This window comes from Massilia eurypsychrophila (genome assembly GCF_002760655.1).
Classification (GTDB): domain Bacteria; phylum Pseudomonadota; class Gammaproteobacteria; order Burkholderiales; family Burkholderiaceae_D; genus JAFCUW01.
Genome location: NZ_PDOC01000003.1, coordinates 367,798 through 383,858 on the forward strand (window position 1 = coordinate 367,798; position 16,061 = coordinate 383,858).

Below are 16,061 nucleotides of genomic sequence, written 5' to 3' on the forward strand. Positions count from 1 at the left end.
GATATGGTGAAACCGTGTTTGACCACCCGGTATGGGCGCAGTTCACCCTGCCAAGCAATGCGACTAGTTACCAAGTTGCAACATTCTCTCTGCGAGGGCCAAAGCAACCAATGGTATGATCACCGCTTTCCGGTTTTCGACCTCGCCATAGGGTAGTCCAAGCAACGTGCGCCTCTCTTCCATCAAGTTGTCGGGATTTAAGTCATTCGTCGATCCCACCAATTTCCAGGTGCCGGGTCAGCTCGTTGGCGTGGTCGGTCCGAATGGCTGCGGCAAGTCGAACATCATCGACGCCGTGCGCTGGGTGCTGGGCGAATCGAAGGCATCCGAACTGCGCGGCGAGTCGATGCAGGACGTCATCTTCAACGGCTCGACCCACAGGAAGCCGGCCGGGCGCGCGTCGGTCGAACTGGTGTTCGACAATAACGACGGCAAGGCCGCCGGCCAGTGGGGCCAGTATGCCGAGATCGCCGTCAAGCGCACCCTCACGCGCGACGGCACCTCAACCTATTACATCAACGGCCAGCCGGTGCGCCGGCGCGACATCCAGGACATCTTCCTCGGCACTGGCCTCGGGCCGCGCGCCTACGCCATCATCGGCCAGGGCATGATCTCGCGCATCATCGAGTCGCGCCCCGAGGAGCTGCGCGTGTTCCTCGAAGAAGCCGCCGGCGTCTCCAAGTACAAGGAGCGCCGCCGCGAGACCGAGAACCGCCTCAACGACACGCGCGAAAACCTTCTGCGCGTCGAAGACATCCTGCGCGAACTGAACGCCAACCTCGAAAAACTCGAAGCGCAGGCAGTGGTGGCGAACCGCTTCCACGCGCTGCAGGGCGACCAGGAAGAAAAGCAGAAGCTGCTTTGGCTGCTGCGCAAGAACGAAGCGCACGCCGAGCAGACCAGGTACTTCCGCGAGATGGAGCAGGCGCAGACCGACCTCGAAGAGCAGACGGCCAAGCTGCGCCACGTCGAACTCGAACTCGAACATATGCGCCAGGCGCACTTCGCCGTCGGCGACCGCCTGCACACGGCGCAAGGCCACCTGTACCAGACCAACTCCGAGATCGGCAGCCTGGAGGCGCAGATCAAGTTCGTCATCGAGTCGCGCAGCCGGCTGCAAAACCAGCTCGCCACCCTCGGCGCCCAGCGCAACCAGTGGCAGGCGCAGGGCCAGGACTACACCGAGCAGTTGAACGAAGCCGAGTTCACGCTGGAAGAACTGGGCGCGCGCGTGGAGCAGTCGCAGATGGCGGCCGAACAGCACACCGAAAGCCTGCCGGCGCTGGACGCTGCCTGGCGCGAGGCGCAGCACAAGACGACCGAATCGCGCTCGCGCATCATGCAGGCGCAGCAGCAGATCGAACTGTCGTCGGCGCACCAGCGCAACGCCTCGAACATCCTGGCGGGTCTGGCGACGCGGCGCGAGCGCCTGCAGCAAGAAAAAAATGGACTGAACCTGCCCGACAGCGCGCACCTGTCGAACCTGCGCATGCAGCTCGAGGAAAAGCAGCAGGCGCTCGAAGAGCAGACCATGGTGCTGGAAGAAGCCGTCGAACAGCAGGAACGCCTGGAGCAGGAACGCGCCACCGCGCAGGCCCAGGTCAACGCCGAGACCAGCGCCAACGCGCAGCTCGAAGCGCGCCTGGCCGCGCTCAAGCAGATGCAGGAGCGCGTGCAGACAGAGGGCAAGGTGCAGCCGTGGCTGAAAAAGCACGAACTCGAATCGCTACCGCGCCTGTGGCAGAAGCTGCACATCGAGCAGGGCTGGGAAACCGCGCTTGAAGCGGTGCTGCGCGAGCGCACCGCGGCGCTCGAGATGTCCAACATCGAGTGGGCCAAGGCCTTCTTCGCCGATGCGCCGCCGGCCAAGCTGGCGCTGTACGCGCCGTCGCTGGCCAACGCGCAGTCGGCCGACATTCCGGGGTTCAGGCCGTTCGCCAGCCTCCTCAACATCAACGAAGCGGGGTTGCGCGGCGTGCTGCACGACTGGCTGCACAACGTCTTCGTCGCCGACGACACCGCCAGCGCATTCGCGGCGCGCGCGTCGCTGCCGGCGGGCGGCTCGTTCATCACGCGCCAGGGCCACGTGGTGACCGCGTCGAGCGTGCGCTTTTATGCCGCCGACTCGGAGCAGGACGGCATGCTCGGGCGCCAGCAGGAAATCGACAACATCGGCAAGCAGCTGCGCGCGCAGGCGCTGCTGGCCGACGAGGCGCGCGCGCGCTCGGTGCGCGCCGACGCCGCCGTGTCCGACCTGGCGCGCCGGCTGCAGGACGCGCGCCTTCGCATCGGCACCTTGACGCAATCGGTGCACACGCTGCAGATCGAGGTCGTCAAGCAGTCCGAGGTCGAGGCGCGCTTCAACCAGCGCAGCACGCAGATCGACGCCGACCTGGCCGAAATCGCGATGCAGGAAGAAGAGCAGCAGCAGGTGCGCATGGACTCGGAAGAAAAATTCGAGCAGCTCGACATGGAGCTGGCCGAACTGCAGGGCGCCCACGAGGACGGCCAGACCGCCTTCCTCGAGCGCGAGCAGGCGCTGGCCGACGCGCGCGACAAGCTGCGCGAACTCGAACGGGCGGCGCAGGAAGCGCAGTTCGCCGAGAAGTCACAGCGCAGCAAGATCGAGGAACTGCGCCGCAATATCGCCACCGCCACGCAGCAGGCGTCGCAGGTCGGCGAAAGCCTGGAGCTCGGCCAGCAGGAACTCGAGTCGCTCGAAACGGGCGCCGCCAACGATGGCCTGCAGGACCTGCTCGATCGCCGCACCACGCAGGAACGGGCGCTGTCGGACGCGCGCCATGAGCTCGACCAGATCACCCAGCAGCTGCGCCACGCCGAGGAGTCGCGCATGGCGGCCGAACGCAGCCTGCAGCCGCAGCGCGACAAGATCTCCGAGATGCAGCTGAAGGAACAGGCCGCGCGCCTGAACCAGGAGCAATTCGCCGAAGCTTTGAGGGCAGTCGCCGCGGACGAAGCGGCGCTGTCGCAAAAGCTGCTGCCGGAGATGAAGGCGCAGTACCTGCAAAGCGAAGTGACGCGCCTGACCAACTCGATCGCGGCCCTTGGCGCCGTCAACCTGGCCGCGCTCGACGAACTGGCGCAGGCGTCCGAGCGCAAGAACTTCCTCGACGCCCAGAACCAGGACCTGACCGAGGCGATCAACACGCTGCAGGACGCGATCCACAAGATCGACAAGGAAACGCGCGACCTGCTGCAGGACACCTTCGACAAGGTCAACCTGCATTTCTCCGAGCTGTTCCCGATCCTGTTCGGCGGCGGCAACGCGCGCCTGGTGATGACCGGCGACGAGATCCTCGACTCCGGCGTGCAGGTGATGGCGCAGCCGCCCGGCAAAAAGAACGCCACCATCCACCTGCTGTCGGGCGGCGAAAAGGCGCTGACGGCCACCGCGCTGGTGTTCTCGATGTTCCGCCTGAACCCGGCGCCATTCTGCCTGCTCGACGAGGTCGACGCGCCGCTCGACGACGCCAACACCGAGCGCTTCTGCCGCATGGTCAAGCGCATGTCGGAGCACACCCAGTTCCTCTTCATCTCGCACAACAAGATCGCGATGGAGATGGCGCACCAGTTGATCGGCGTGACGATGCAGGAGCAGGGCGTCTCGCGTATCGTCGCGGTCGACATGGAGGCGGCGGCCGGCTTCGCCGCCGAAGCGCAGGCGGCATAATTTCTGTCGTAAAACTTTACATTACTCTCGGAAACAAGTCCAACAGGAAACGTAAGTTGTTGATGTTTAACGAATAGTGCTTGTTGGCACGGACATTGCTTAGAGGTGGGTACCTACCTAACTTCGGAAATGCCATGACTAAATCGTACCTCGCCGTCGCTGTTGCCCTCGCCGCCTGCTTCGCTCCGCTCGCCAACGCGACGGTTATTGTCGGTGCAACCGGACTGGCAACCTACGATCAGTTCGTCAGCTTCTCCACGCCCGCGGTTGCCACTGGCGGGATCGTGACGAACCAGTTTGCGGCGCAGGGCCTGACCTTTGCCGCGCTCAGCGGCGGGGCAGTCCGGATGAACTCTTGTGGCCCCGGCGGCCGTACCGGTCAACCTGGATTTGCTGGCAACTATCTGAACACGTACGGCGCAGGCTGCTCCACCAACACGGTCGACGACAGCTTTTCGATGATGTTTGCGTCCGACGTCTCCGCAGCATCGTTCTCATTCCGGAGCCACAGCGGGATCGTGGGCAACAGTATCGCCGCCTACAATAACGGCGTCATGGTGGAGCAGTACAATTTTTTGGCGGCTAACCAAGTCTCCCAGATCATGACGTTTTCCAATTTGGTGTTTGACGAAATTCGCTTCACCGAGAAGGCCAGCGGTGGAAATTTCTACGAACTCGACAGCGTCGCCTTTGTCAACGCGAACGCCGTGCCCGAGCCAGCCTCGCTGGCCCTGTTCGGCCTCGGTCTTGCCGGCCTTGCCGGCCTGCGCCGCAAGCAAGCCTGATTCAAGCATATTTGCCGATCGAAGGCCCGCCACGCGCGGGCTTTTTTACGCCTGCCGGTCGCTGGGCACGCGCGGGCCTGCGGTACATGGCATATCACCCTTGTTATTGGTATCATGGTGGCGATTTTGCCACCTGCGGCGTGTTACCCTCGCAGGGTGTGGCGGAAATTCGCTATTTATGAGCTACCACCGAATAATTAAAGGGCCTTGCACATGCTGGGAAATCTTAACGTTGCAGCAGACATCGCGTTCGCCGCGAATTTCGCTAGCGGGGCACACACAGCATGACCGATCTTCAAATGAGCCTGATTGGCGGTGCCGTCGTCTTTGTCGGCGCCGTATTCGTCTATAACAAGTGGCAGGAGCACAAGGCGCGTAAAAGCGTCGAGCGCGCCTTTTCGTCCGAGCACGACGACGTGCTGATGCGCACCGGCGAAGCGCCGGCGCCTGCAGTGGCGCGCCAGGAGCCGAGCTTTGACCTCGGCAGCGGCGGGCGCGGCGGCGACAGCGGCGACGCCGAGCAGCGCTACGAGCCGGTCGTGCCCGACACCGTCATCGGCGCCGACGATGGCGTCGCGCCGGCCACCGAGCAAGCCACCAGCCTGGTCGACCCGCTGATCGACTGCCTGATCCCGCTGGCGCTGGAGATCGCCGTCCGCGGCGACAAGATCCTGCCGGTGCTGCACACGCTGCGCCACGTCGGCAACAAGCCAATCCACTATATTGGCCTGGCCGTCTCCGGCGAGTGGGAGCCGATCGCCCACGGCGGCGTCTACACCAAGCTGCAGGCCGGCGTGCAGCTGGCCAGCCGCACCACGGCGCTCAATGAACTCGAATACTCCGAACTGGTCACGCGATTGCGCACGGTGGCCGACGAAATCGGCGCCGAAGCCGAAATCCCCGACATGATCGAAGTGATGGCCGAAGCGAAAACGCTGCACCGCTTTGTCGCCGGCCACGACGCCCAGCTGGGCGTGAACCTGATGTCGAATGGCGCCCCGTGGGCGATGTCGACCCTGATCGGCGCGCTGGAAAAGCAGGGCTTCGACGTGCGCCCGGATGGCCGCTTCGCCATGCCCGACGGCGACGGCGGCGTGCTGTTTACGCTGTCGACCAACGTCACGCTCGGCGCCGACACCACCTCGCACCTGACCTTGCTGCTCGACGTACCGGTGGTGGCGCCGGCGCGCGACGGCTTCGGCAGCATGGTGGCCTGCGCGCGCGCGATGGTGGCGCGGCTCGACGCGACCATCGTCGACGACAGCAACCAGCCGCTGATGGACGAGGCGCTGGCCGAGATCAACGGCCAGGTGCTCGAGTTCTACCAGGAGATGGAAGCGGCCGACATCCCGGCCGGCTCGATCCGCGCGCTGCGCCTGTTTAGCTAGACGCAAGGCGATCGTGACGAAAGAGGCAAGCATGGAATCGGCATTTCGCGAGCGGATGGCGTGGCTGACGACTGAACTCAATCGCCACATCTACGCCTACCACGTGCTCGACGCGCCGACCATTCCGGACGCCGAATACGACAGCATGTTCCGCGAACTGCAGAAGCTCGAAGCGGCCCATCCCGAATCGATGACGCAGGACTCTCCGACCTTTCGCGTCGGCGCGGCGCCAATCCCCGAGTTCAAGCAGGTCACCCACACGGTGCCGATGCTCTCACTCAGTAACGGCTTTTCAGAGGAAGACGTCGACAACTTCGACCGCCGCGTGCGCGAAGGGCTCGGCGCCGACCAGGTCGAGTACTGCGGCGAACTCAAATTCGACGGCCTGGCCATCAGCCTGCGGTATGAAAACGGCGTGTTCGTGCAGGCCGCCACGCGCGGCGACGGCGCCACTGGCGAAGACGTCACCACCAACATGCGCACCGTGCGCGCCATTCCGCTGCGCCTGCACGGCGACGACGTCCCCAGCGTGCTCGAAGTGCGCGGCGAAGCGCTGATGTTCAAGGCCGATTTCGCAAGGCTCAATGAACGCCAGCGCGAGGCCGGCCTGAAAGAGTACATGAACCCGCGCAACGCCGCCGCCGGCAGCTTGCGCCAGCTCGATTCGCGCATCACCGCCGCGCGCAACCTGCGTTTTTTCAGCTACGGCATCGGCGCGCTGGAAGGCGCCGCCATGCCCGAATCGCATTCGAAGCTGCTCGACTGGCTGGGCCAGCTCGGCCTGCCGGTATCGAAAGAGCGCGCCGTGGTGGTGGGCGCCGCCGGCATGCTCGGCTACTTCACCGACATCGGCCAGCGCCGCGCCAACCTGGTGTACGAAATCGACGGCGTCGTCTACAAGGTCGACCGGCTGGAAGACCAGCGCAAGCTCGGCTTCGTGTCGCGCGCGCCGCGCTTTGCGATGGCGCACAAGTTCCCGGCCGAGGAAGCGCTCACGCAGGTCAAGGATATCGGCGTGCAGGTCGGCCGCACCGGCGCCATCACCCCGGTGGCGCGCCTGGCGCCGGTGTTTGTCGGCGGCGTCACGGTCGAAAACGCCACCTTGCACAACGAGAGCGAAGTGCGCCGCAAGGACATCCGCATCGGTGACACCGTCATCGTGCGCCGCGCCGGCGACGTGATCCCCGAAGTGGTCGCATACGTGCCCGAAAAGCGGCCGGCCGACGCGCGCGAATTCGTCATGCCGACCGACTGCCCGGTGTGCGGCTCGCCGATCGTGCGCCTCGAGGACGAAGCGGTGGCGCGCTGCTCCGGCGGCTGGACCCATTGCAGCGCGCAGAAAAAGGGCGGCCTGATGCACTTCGTGTCGCGCCGCGCGATCGACGTCGAGGGCCTCGGCGACCAGCTGATCGAGCAGCTGGTCGACAAGGGCGTGATCCACACCGCCGCCGACCTATACCTGCTCGACCAGGACAGCCTGTGCGCGCTCGACCGCATGGCCACCAGGTCGGCGCAGAACGTGCTCGCCGCGCTCGAAAAATCGAAGGACACCACGCTGGCGCGCTTCATCTTCGGGCTTGGCATCCGCAACGTCGGCGAGTCCACCGCCAAGGCGCTGGCCCAGCACTTCGGCAACCTCGACGCGCTGCTGCACGCGGCCAGCTTCGAAGGCGGCCTGCAGCTGCTGGAAGTGGCCGACGTCGGCCCGGTGGTGGCGCGCTCGATCGCCGAGTTCCTCACCGATCCTGAAAACATCCAGCTGGTGCAGCAACTGCGTTCGCACCTGCGCTGGAAAGAGGGCGCCCACGTGCTGAAAAATACCGGCGCACTGGCCGGCAAGACGTTCGTGCTGACCGGGACCCTGCCCACCCTCAGCCGCGACGAAGCGGCCGCGCTGATCGAGGCGGCCGGCGGCAAGGTGGCCGGCTCGGTATCGAAGAAGACGTCGTACGTGGTCGCCGGCGAAGAGGCCGGCAGCAAGCTGGTCAAGGCACAGGAACTTGGCATCGCCATCCTCGACGAGGCCGCGCTGCAGGAACTGCTCGCCCCCCCATCACCAACTGAAGAATTACCATGAAAAAAATCACCAAGGCTGTCTTTCCGGTCGCCGGGCTAGGCAGCCGTTTCCTGCCCGCGACCAAGGCGCAGCCGAAGGAGATGCTGCCGATCGTCGACAAGCCGCTGATCCAGTACGCGGTGGAGGAGGCGGTGGCGGCCGGCATCAACGAAATGATCTTCATCACCGGCCGTAACAAGCGCGCCATCGAAGACCATTTCGACAAGGCCTACGAGCTCGAAAGCGAGCTCGAAGCGGCCGGCAAGGAACAGCTGCTCGAATTCGTGCGCAACGTCATCCCGAAGAACATCACCTGCATTTATATCCGCCAGTCGGCGCCGCTGGGCCTCGGCCACGCGGTGCTGTGCGCGCGCCCGGTGGTCGGCAACGAGCCGTTCGCGGTGCTGCTGGCCGACGACTTCATGGACACCGCGCCTGGCCAGAAGCCGGTGCTGGCGCAGATGACCGACATCTACGGCTACGAGAAGTGCAGCATCCTGGCGGTGCAGGACGTGCCGCGCGCGGACACCGGCCAGTACGGCATCGTCAGCGCCTCGTCGTACCGCGCCGACCTCGAACTGGTCTCGGCCATCGTCGAGAAGCCGCAGCCGGATGTGGCGCCGTCGACGCTGGCCGTAGTCGGCCGCTACGTGCTGTCGCCGAAGATCTTCGATTACCTGCAGAACCTCGGCAGCGGCGCCGGCGGCGAGATCCAGCTGACCGACGGCATTGCCGCCCTGATGGCCGCCGAACGCGTGCTGGCCTACCGCTACGCCGGCCAGCGCTACGACTGCGGCTCCAAGCTCGGTTACCTGAAGGCGATGACGGCGATGGGCCTGAAGCACCCGGAAACCGGCGAGGGTTACCGCGCTTTTCTCGAACAGATGCACCTGGGAGTCGAAGCGAAATGACAGTACGTGAAATCCTCAAGATGGGCGATCCGCGCCTGCTGCGCGTGGCCGAGCCGGTACGCGAATTCAACACGCCAGAAATGGACGCGCTGATCGCCGACATGTTCGACACCATGCACGCCGCCAATGGCGCCGGCCTGGCGGCGCCGCAGATCGGCGTCAACCTGCAGCTGGTGATCTACGGCTTCAAGGACAACCAGCGCTACCCGGACGCGCCGCCGGTGCCCGAAACGGTGCTGATCAACCCGGTGCTGACACCTTTGTCGGACGAGATGGACGAGCAGTTCGAAGGCTGCCTGTCGGTGCCGGGCCTGCGCGGCGTGGTGTCGCGCTACACGAACCTGCATTACGAAGGCGTCGACCAGAACGGCCAGGCCATCGTGCGCGACGCCGAAGGCTTCCATGCGCGCGTCGTGCAGCACGAGGTCGACCACCTGCTCGGCATCCTGTACCCGATGCGGATCACCGACTTTTCGCAGTTCGGCTACACCAGCGTGATGTTCCCCGACCTCGATCCGGACGACGACGAATGAAGCCGTTGCTGCTGGCGCTGGCGTTGCTTTGCCCGCCAGTGCAGGGCAGCGACTACTTCACGCGCATCGAGCCGAAACCGCTCGCCGAGTTATGGCTCGCCAGCGGCTTCGGCACGCTGCACTTCAAGCGCGACAACGACCTCAATGGCGCCAACGTCGGCATCGGCGCCGAATACCGGCTACGTGGCGATATGACGCTGACGGCAGGTCGCTTCAGCAACAGCGACCGCGAAAATTCCACCTACCTCGGCGCGATCTGGCAGCCGTACGCGATCGGCCCGCTGCGGCTGGGCGTGGTAGTGGCGGCGTTCAACGGCTACCCGCGCATGCGCGGCGGCGGCTGGTTCCCGGCGGCCCTTCCGGTGGCGACGCTGGAGTACCAGCGCTTCGGCGTCAACTTTGGCTTCGTACCGTCGTACAAGGAGCGCCTGTACGGCGGCTTATCGGTCCAGCTCAAATTGAGGCTGATTGACTGATTTTTAGCGCGCATTTTACCCGCGCGGAACTCACATCCTGTAGCGGCAGTGCGCTCGGCGGCTTGCCGGTCCAGCGCAAGCACGCGTAGCCTTTAGCGCTTGACCTTGCCCAGCGGGTCATCGCGCTTCCAGGCCGGCATCGCCGGCGCATTCGCCACCGCGTAGCCGAGGTTCAGCGTGAACTGCGCCTGCTGCACCATGCCCGACAAGTCCCAGTCCGGGTTGTACTGGTCGCTGACCTGGTGGTAGTCCTGCTTGAACGCGACCATGCGCGCGCGCGAGGCGTCCGGATGGGTCGCGAACTCGAACGAGCCGTCGCCGGAAAACACCGCCGAGCCGACGTTAAATGCCGGCACACCGGCCTTGGCGAACATGAAGTGGTCGGCGCGGAAGTAGGCGCCGCCGAGATCCGGCACCGTCGGCGCCAGGCGCAGGCCCATGCGCCTGGCCACTTGCGCGGCGCTGGCGTGCAGGCTGCTGCGTTCACTGCCGGCCACGCCCATGTCGCGCGTCTTGCCGACAAAATTCATGCTGTCGAGGTTCAGGTCCGCCGCCGTCTTCGCCAGTGGCCATAGCGGGCTGCGCACGTACGCGAGTGCGCCGAGCAGGCCTTGCTCCTCGGCGCAAGGCCACAGGAAGATTTGCGTGCGCCGTGCCGGCTTGGCCAGCGCCGCTTGCGCCATCGCCAGCAGCGCTGCCGAGCCGGACGCGTTGTCGATCGCGCCGTTCCAGATGTGGTCCGGTTTGCCGTCCGCCGTGCCGATCCCGAGGTGATCCCAATGCGCAGAATAGATCACCGCCTGGTCCTTCAGCGCCGGATCCGTGCCCGGCACCAGGCCGGCGACGTTGAACTGCTCGACCTGCCGGATCGTGCTGTCGACCGCGGCGCGCGCCTGGACCCCAAGCTCGACTGGCTTGAAGCCGCGCATCTCGGCCTGCGCGCGCAGCGTGTCGAGGTCTTTGCCGGCGGCGGCGAACAAGGCGCGGGCGGCGTCTTCATGAATCCATCCCTGCAGCGCGTTGCCGGCGCCGGCCAGCTGGAAGCGCTCGTGGCTGAAACTGGTGGCCGGCACGCTCCACGGATACGATGCCGATTCGGTCGTGTGGATCAGCAGGATGCCGGCCGCGCCCTGGCGCACCGCCTCTTCGTACTTGTACATCCAGCGGCCGTAATAAGTCAGCGATTTGCCGCCGAAACGGGTCGGCTCGCCGGCGGTCGGGCGCGGATCGTTGACCATCACGATCAACAGTTTGCCCTTGACGTCGACGCCGCTGAAGTCATTCCACCGCTCGTCGGCGCCATCGATGCCGTAGCCGGCGAAGACCACCGGCGCGTCGAAGCGCACCGCGGCCGTGCCCTTGGCGTTACCGAGCAGGATGTCGCGTCCCAGCACCGGCGCCAGCACCTTGCCGCCTGCCTCGAAACGCACCGCGCTGGTCGGCAGCGTCGTCGTCCCTACCAATTGCACCGATTGCCGGTAACCCTTGCCGGCCGCGGGCTTCAGGCCGATCGCCGCCGCCTGCGTTTCCAGGTAGCGCACGGCCAGTTCGCCGCCGCGCTGGCCGGTGCCGCGTCCTTCCAGCAGGTCGTCGGCGAGGAACGAAAGGTGGGCGCGCAGCGTGGCCTCGGCGACCACCGGCTGCGCCAGTGCATTCAGGCTCGCCAGCGCAAGGCAGGCGGCAATCAAAGGGAAACGGTGCATCGATGCTCCAGGTGAAAGCGCGTCGTTCGGGCGCCCGTGATTTGTCGTGACCAACGCAGCGGCGCCGCTGTCGGTTTGAAACGCTGGTGTCAGGTCTGACATTCGGACATTTCTAAACAAAATGTACGAATGTCAGACCTGACACCAGAACTGCTTGAACTAAATGTACGAATGTCAGACCTGACACCGGAACTGCGACTTAGAACTGTTCGTCGGGCCGCAGGTAGCGCCATTGCCCGACCGGCAAATCGCCCAGCTTGACCTTGCCGATGCGGACGCGCTTGAGGCCAATGACCTTCAGCCCGACCATGTCGCACATGCGGCGGATCTGGCGCTTCTTCCCCTCGCGCAGCGTGAAGCTGAGCTGGTCGTCGTTCTGCCAGCGCACCTTCGCCGGCAGCAGCGCCTTGCCGTCCATCCAAAGGCCGAAGCACAGCTTCTTCAGGTCCGAATCGGGCAGGGTGCCCGGCTTGGTGTACTGGACGCGCACCAGGTATTCCTTCTCGATCGCGGTGTCCTGGCCGATCAAGGTCTTGGCCACGCGGCCGTCCTGGGTCAGCACCAAGAGGCCCACCGAATCGATGTCGAGCCGACCGGCCGGCACCAGCGAGCGCAATTGGGTCGGGTGGAACTGCTCCGGCGACGGGTCGTCCGGCCAGCGGTTCTCGGCCTTGATCAGCGCGATCGCCGGCGTGTAGCCGTCTTCGGCCTGGCCGCTGACGTAGCCCATCGGCTTGTTGATCAATACCGTGACGCGCTTGGACTGCTCGGCGGCGGCCTGGCGCTCGACCGTGATCTTCTGATCGGGCATGACCTTGCTGCCCAGTTCGGACACCACCTGGCCGTCAACCCGCACCCAGCCGCGGGCGATCCATTCATCGGCTTCGCGGCGCGAGCACAGCCCGAGTTCGGACATGCGTTTGGAGAGGCGTAACAGTTCACTCATTGGTTCGGTCGTCTTTTCTTAAACTTAAACTTTAAACTTTTAATGCGTCCAGCAGCGCCGTTTCGAGCTGGATCTGGTTGCGTTGGCTGGAGAGCACGGCGCCGTCGACCAAAAACACGTCCTCGACGCGCTCGCCGAGCGTCATGATCTTGGCGGTGTGCAGGTTGATGCGGTAGCGCGTCAGTACATTGGCGATCGAGTACAGCAGGCCGGTGCGGTCGTTGGCCGAAATCGACAGCAGGTAGTGCTGGCCGCGCTCGTCGGGCCGCAGGTCGACCGTCGGCGTGATCGGGAAGGTGCGCGACAGGCGCGACAAGCGCCCGTGCGATGGCGCCGGCAGCGGCCCCTGCGACGTCAGCAGCTCGCAGATTTCGTGCTCGATCAGGTTGATGATGTCGCGGTAGCTCTTGGCGAAATTCTGCTCGGTGACCATGAAGGTGTCGAGCGCGTAGCCGTTGCGCGTGGTGTGGATCTTGGCGTCGAGGATGCTGAAGTTCTTGCGGTCGAAATAGCTGCAGATGCGCGCGAACAGGTCCGGCTGGTCCTTGATGTAGACGGCCACCTGCAGGCCTTCGCCGATCGGCGCCAGGCGACACTTGATGACGGGCTTTTGCGCGTCGATGCGGTCGTACAGCGCGCGCGTCTGCCAGGCGATGTCGGCGGCGTCGTGGCGCAGGAACCAGGCCACGTCGAGCTGGTTCCACAGCGCTTCGTGCGCGTTCTCGGGCAGGCCCCACAGCCGCAGCATCGCGCGCGCCTCGTCCTGGCGGTTCTTCAGTTCGCGGTCGGCCGAATGCGGCTCGCCGCCCAATACCCGCAAGGTCACTCGGTACAGGTCTTCGAGCAGCTTGGCCTTCCACGCATTCCACACCTTCGGGCTGGTGCCGCGAATGTCGGCCACCGTCAGCAGGTACAGCGCCGTCAGGTGGCGCTCGTCGCCGACCACTCTGGCGAACGCGGAGATGACGTCCGGGTCGGACAAGTCCTGCTTTTGCGCCACCTGCGACATCGTCAGGTGCTGCTCGACCATGAAGGTCACCAGTTCGGTGTCTTCTTCCTTGATGCCGTGTTCTTCGCAGAACTGGCGCGCGTCGGCGATGCCGAGCTTGGAATGATCGCCGCCACGCCCCTTGGCGATATCGTGGAACAGCGCCGCCACGTACAACAGCCACGGGTCGCGGAAGTTGGCAATCAGCTGGCTGCAGAACGGGTATTCGTGCGCGTGCTCGCTCATCGTGAAGCGGCGCATGTTACGCACCACCATCATGATGTGCTGGTCGACGGTATAGACGTGGAACAGGTCGTGCTGCATCTGGCCGACAATGCGGCGAAACACCGGCAGGTAGCGACCGAGGATGCTCATGTCGTTCATGCGCCGCAGCGCGTGCACCAGCCCGACCGGCGCCTGCAGGATGCGTAAAAACAGCGCGCGGTTGACCGGGTCGGCGCGAAAGGCCGCGTCGATGCGGTCGCGCGCGTGCCACAGCGCGCGGATGGTGCGCGCCGTCATGCCCTTGATGTCGGGGCGCTCGGTCATGACGACGAAGATCGCCAGCATCGACGACGGATGCTTTTCGAACGTGTCGTCGTCGCGGATGTCGATGAAGCTGCTGACGGCGTTGAAGTAGTCGTCGATGATGACCGCTTCGGACGGCTGCGGAAACAGCTGCGCCTCGATGTTTTGCAGCAGGATCGTGTTGAGCTGGGTGACCGCCTTGGCAGCCCAGTAGTAGCGCTGCATCAGGAATTCGCTGGCGCGGCGCGCGTTCGGCCCGGCGCCGCTGTCCTTCAGCCCGAGCGAGCGGGCGATCGCGTCCTGCACGTCGAACACCAGCCGGTCTTCGCGCCGGTTGGTATGCAGGTGCAATCGCACGCGGATGTCCTTGAAGGCGCGCTCCTTTTCCATCAGCGCGCGCGCTTCGGTCTGGGTGATCAGGCCGCGCGTGGCGAGCTGGCCGAACGAGCTGGCAAGACCTGCCGCCTTGGCCACCCACAGGATCACCTGCAGGTCGCGCAGGCCGCCCGGGCTCTCCTTGCAGTTCGGCTCGAGCGAGAAAGCGGTGTCCTCGTACTTGGCGTGGCGCAGGCGCATCTCGGCCGTCTTGGCCTGGAAAAAAGCCTGCGGATCCATCGCTGCCTGGTAGCGCTCGTGCAACTGGTCGAACACGGCGCTGTCGCCGGCCACCAGGCGCGCTTCGAGCAGGCTTGTTTGCACCGTGATGTCGGCCTGCGACTCGGTCATGCATTCGTCGACGGTGCGGATGCTGCTGCCGATCTCCAGGCCCAGGTCCCACAGCAGCTGCACCAGTTCTTCGAGCTTGCCGCGGGTGATGGCGTCGGCCGGCTCGGACAGCAAGATGAGCAGGTCAACGTCGGAGTAGGGGAACAGTTCGCCGCGCCCGTAGCCGCCGACGCCGACCAGCGCGCTGGTGGCCGGCAGGCCGGCCTCGCTCCACGCCACGGTGAGCACCGCGTCTACGCTCTGGCGCAACCCGCGCAGCAGCTTTTCCGGCTTGCCGTCTTCATGGAAGGCGGCCGTCAGCAGCGCGCGGTCGGCCTTGAGCTGCTGCTTGAGCTGGTCGCGCGTGTGGGCTTTGCGTTCGGCGGCCGGCATTGGCTTACGCCGCTACCGCGGGCGCCTGCTTGGCAACGATGGCCGGCGGCGGCGGGGTGCCGGCCGAGGTGGTCAGCACTTCATAGCCGGTTTCGGTCACCAGCACGGTGTGCTCCCATTGCGCCGACAGGCTGCGGTCCTTGGTCTTGATGGTCCAGCCGTCGCCCATTTCGCGAATGTCGCGCCGGCCGGCGTTGATCATCGGCTCGATCGTGAAGATCATGCCCGCTTCCAGACGTTCGAGCGTGCCCGGTTTGCCGTAGTGGAGAACCTGCGGCTCTTCGTGGAACACGGTGCCGATGCCGTGGCCGCAAAATTCGCGTACCACGCTGTAGCCGTGCTTTTCGGCGTGCTGCTGGATCACGTGGCCGATGTCGCCAAGATGGGCGCCCGGCTTGACCTTGGAGATGCCGAGCCACATGCATTCGTAGGTCACTTCCGACAGGCGGCGCGAGAGGATCGACGGCTCGCCGATGAAGAACATGCGGCTGTTGTCGCCATGGAAGCCATCCTTGATGACGGTGATGTCGAGGTTGACGACGTCGCCGTTCTTCAGCACCTTGTCGCCCGGAATGCCGTGGCAGATGACGTCGTTGACCGACGTGCAGATCGCTTTCGGGTAAGGCGTGTAGCCGGGCGGGCAATAGTTCAGCGGCGCCGGGATCGAGCCTTGCACGTTGGTCATGTATTCGTGGCACAGGCGGTCGAGTTCGCCAGTGGTGACGCCAGGCTTGACGAACGGAGTGATGTAGTCGAGCACTTCGGCGCCGAGCCGGCCCGCCACGCGCATGCCGGCGATTTCTTCGGGGGTCTTGATGGAGATGGAGGACATAGATTTCACAATCGACAAATGAGTATGTGCGCATCGCGGAACATTTATGACGCGCGCGGATAGTTCTCATTATAAGGGATGTCGATATCTTCCGATGATGGGTGTCCGTAAAACTAAGTTCCCAGG

11 protein-coding genes are annotated in these 16,061 nt (G+C 65.0%); 7 read left to right on the plus strand and 4 right to left on the minus strand.

All coding sequences use genetic code 11. The features are described 5' to 3' along the window. The first annotated feature begins 166 nt into the window (after positions 1–166). From smc to CR105_RS07355, 7 genes are all read left to right on the plus strand, one after another. Positions 167–3,691 (plus strand): chromosome segregation protein SMC, encoded by a 3,525-nt coding sequence (gene smc, locus CR105_RS07325; RefSeq protein WP_099787767.1) that lies wholly within the window; start codon positions 167–169, stop codon positions 3,689–3,691. A 134-nt stretch (positions 3,692–3,825) separates the two neighbouring features. Next, positions 3,826–4,476, plus strand: coding sequence for a PEP-CTERM sorting domain-containing protein (locus CR105_RS28655; RefSeq protein WP_218968672.1), 651 nt, complete (start codon positions 3,826–3,828; stop codon positions 4,474–4,476). Positions 4,477–4,760: 284 nt separating this feature from the next. After that, positions 4,761–5,864 (plus strand): cell division protein ZipA C-terminal FtsZ-binding domain-containing protein, encoded by a 1,104-nt coding sequence (locus CR105_RS07335; protein WP_099787768.1) that lies wholly within the window; start codon positions 4,761–4,763, stop codon positions 5,862–5,864. A 31-nt stretch (positions 5,865–5,895) separates the two neighbouring features. After that, the gene (gene ligA / locus CR105_RS07340) at positions 5,896–7,941 is read left to right on the plus strand and encodes an NAD-dependent DNA ligase LigA (RefSeq protein WP_099787769.1); all 2,046 of its coding nucleotides are present in this window, start codon (positions 5,896–5,898) and stop codon (positions 7,939–7,941) included. Beyond that, positions 7,938–8,831 carry a UTP--glucose-1-phosphate uridylyltransferase GalU gene (gene galU / locus CR105_RS07345; RefSeq protein ID WP_099787770.1) on the plus strand — a complete coding sequence of 298 codons (894 nt, stop codon included), beginning with the start codon at positions 7,938–7,940 and terminating at the stop codon, positions 8,829–8,831. Before ligA ends, galU begins: the two co-directional genes overlap by 4 nt. Beyond that, positions 8,828–9,364, plus strand: a complete 537-nt coding sequence (def, locus tag CR105_RS07350; protein ID WP_099787771.1) for a peptide deformylase — start codon at positions 8,828–8,830, stop codon at positions 9,362–9,364. Before galU ends, def begins: the two co-directional genes overlap by 4 nt. Further along, positions 9,361–9,840, plus strand: coding sequence for a hypothetical protein (locus CR105_RS07355; protein ID WP_099787772.1), 480 nt, complete (start codon positions 9,361–9,363; stop codon positions 9,838–9,840). Before def ends, CR105_RS07355 begins: the two co-directional genes overlap by 4 nt. Positions 9,841–9,932: 92 nt before the next feature. Here the strand turns inward: CR105_RS07355 and CR105_RS07360 are convergent, their stop codons facing one another. The 4 genes from CR105_RS07360 to map form a co-directional block, all read right to left on the minus strand. After that, the gene (locus CR105_RS07360) at positions 9,933–11,543 is read right to left on the minus strand and encodes a M28 family peptidase (protein WP_099787773.1); all 1,611 of its coding nucleotides are present in this window, start codon (positions 11,541–11,543) and stop codon (positions 9,933–9,935) included. A 199-nt stretch (positions 11,544–11,742) separates the two neighbouring features. Further along, positions 11,743–12,489: a pseudouridine synthase gene (locus tag CR105_RS07365; protein ID WP_099787774.1), complete on the minus strand. Its 747-nt coding sequence runs from the start codon at positions 12,487–12,489 to the stop codon at positions 11,743–11,745. A 31-nt stretch (positions 12,490–12,520) separates the two neighbouring features. Then, complete coding sequence (locus CR105_RS07370; protein WP_099787775.1) at positions 12,521–15,103, minus strand: [protein-PII] uridylyltransferase; 2,583 nt, start codon at positions 15,101–15,103, stop codon at positions 12,521–12,523. 4 nt (positions 15,104–15,107) lie between these two features. Beyond that, on the minus strand, positions 15,108–15,935 hold the full coding sequence (map, locus tag CR105_RS07375; protein WP_099787776.1) for a type I methionyl aminopeptidase: 828 nt from the start codon (positions 15,933–15,935) through the stop codon (positions 15,108–15,110). Positions 15,936–16,061 lie beyond the last annotated feature (126 nt).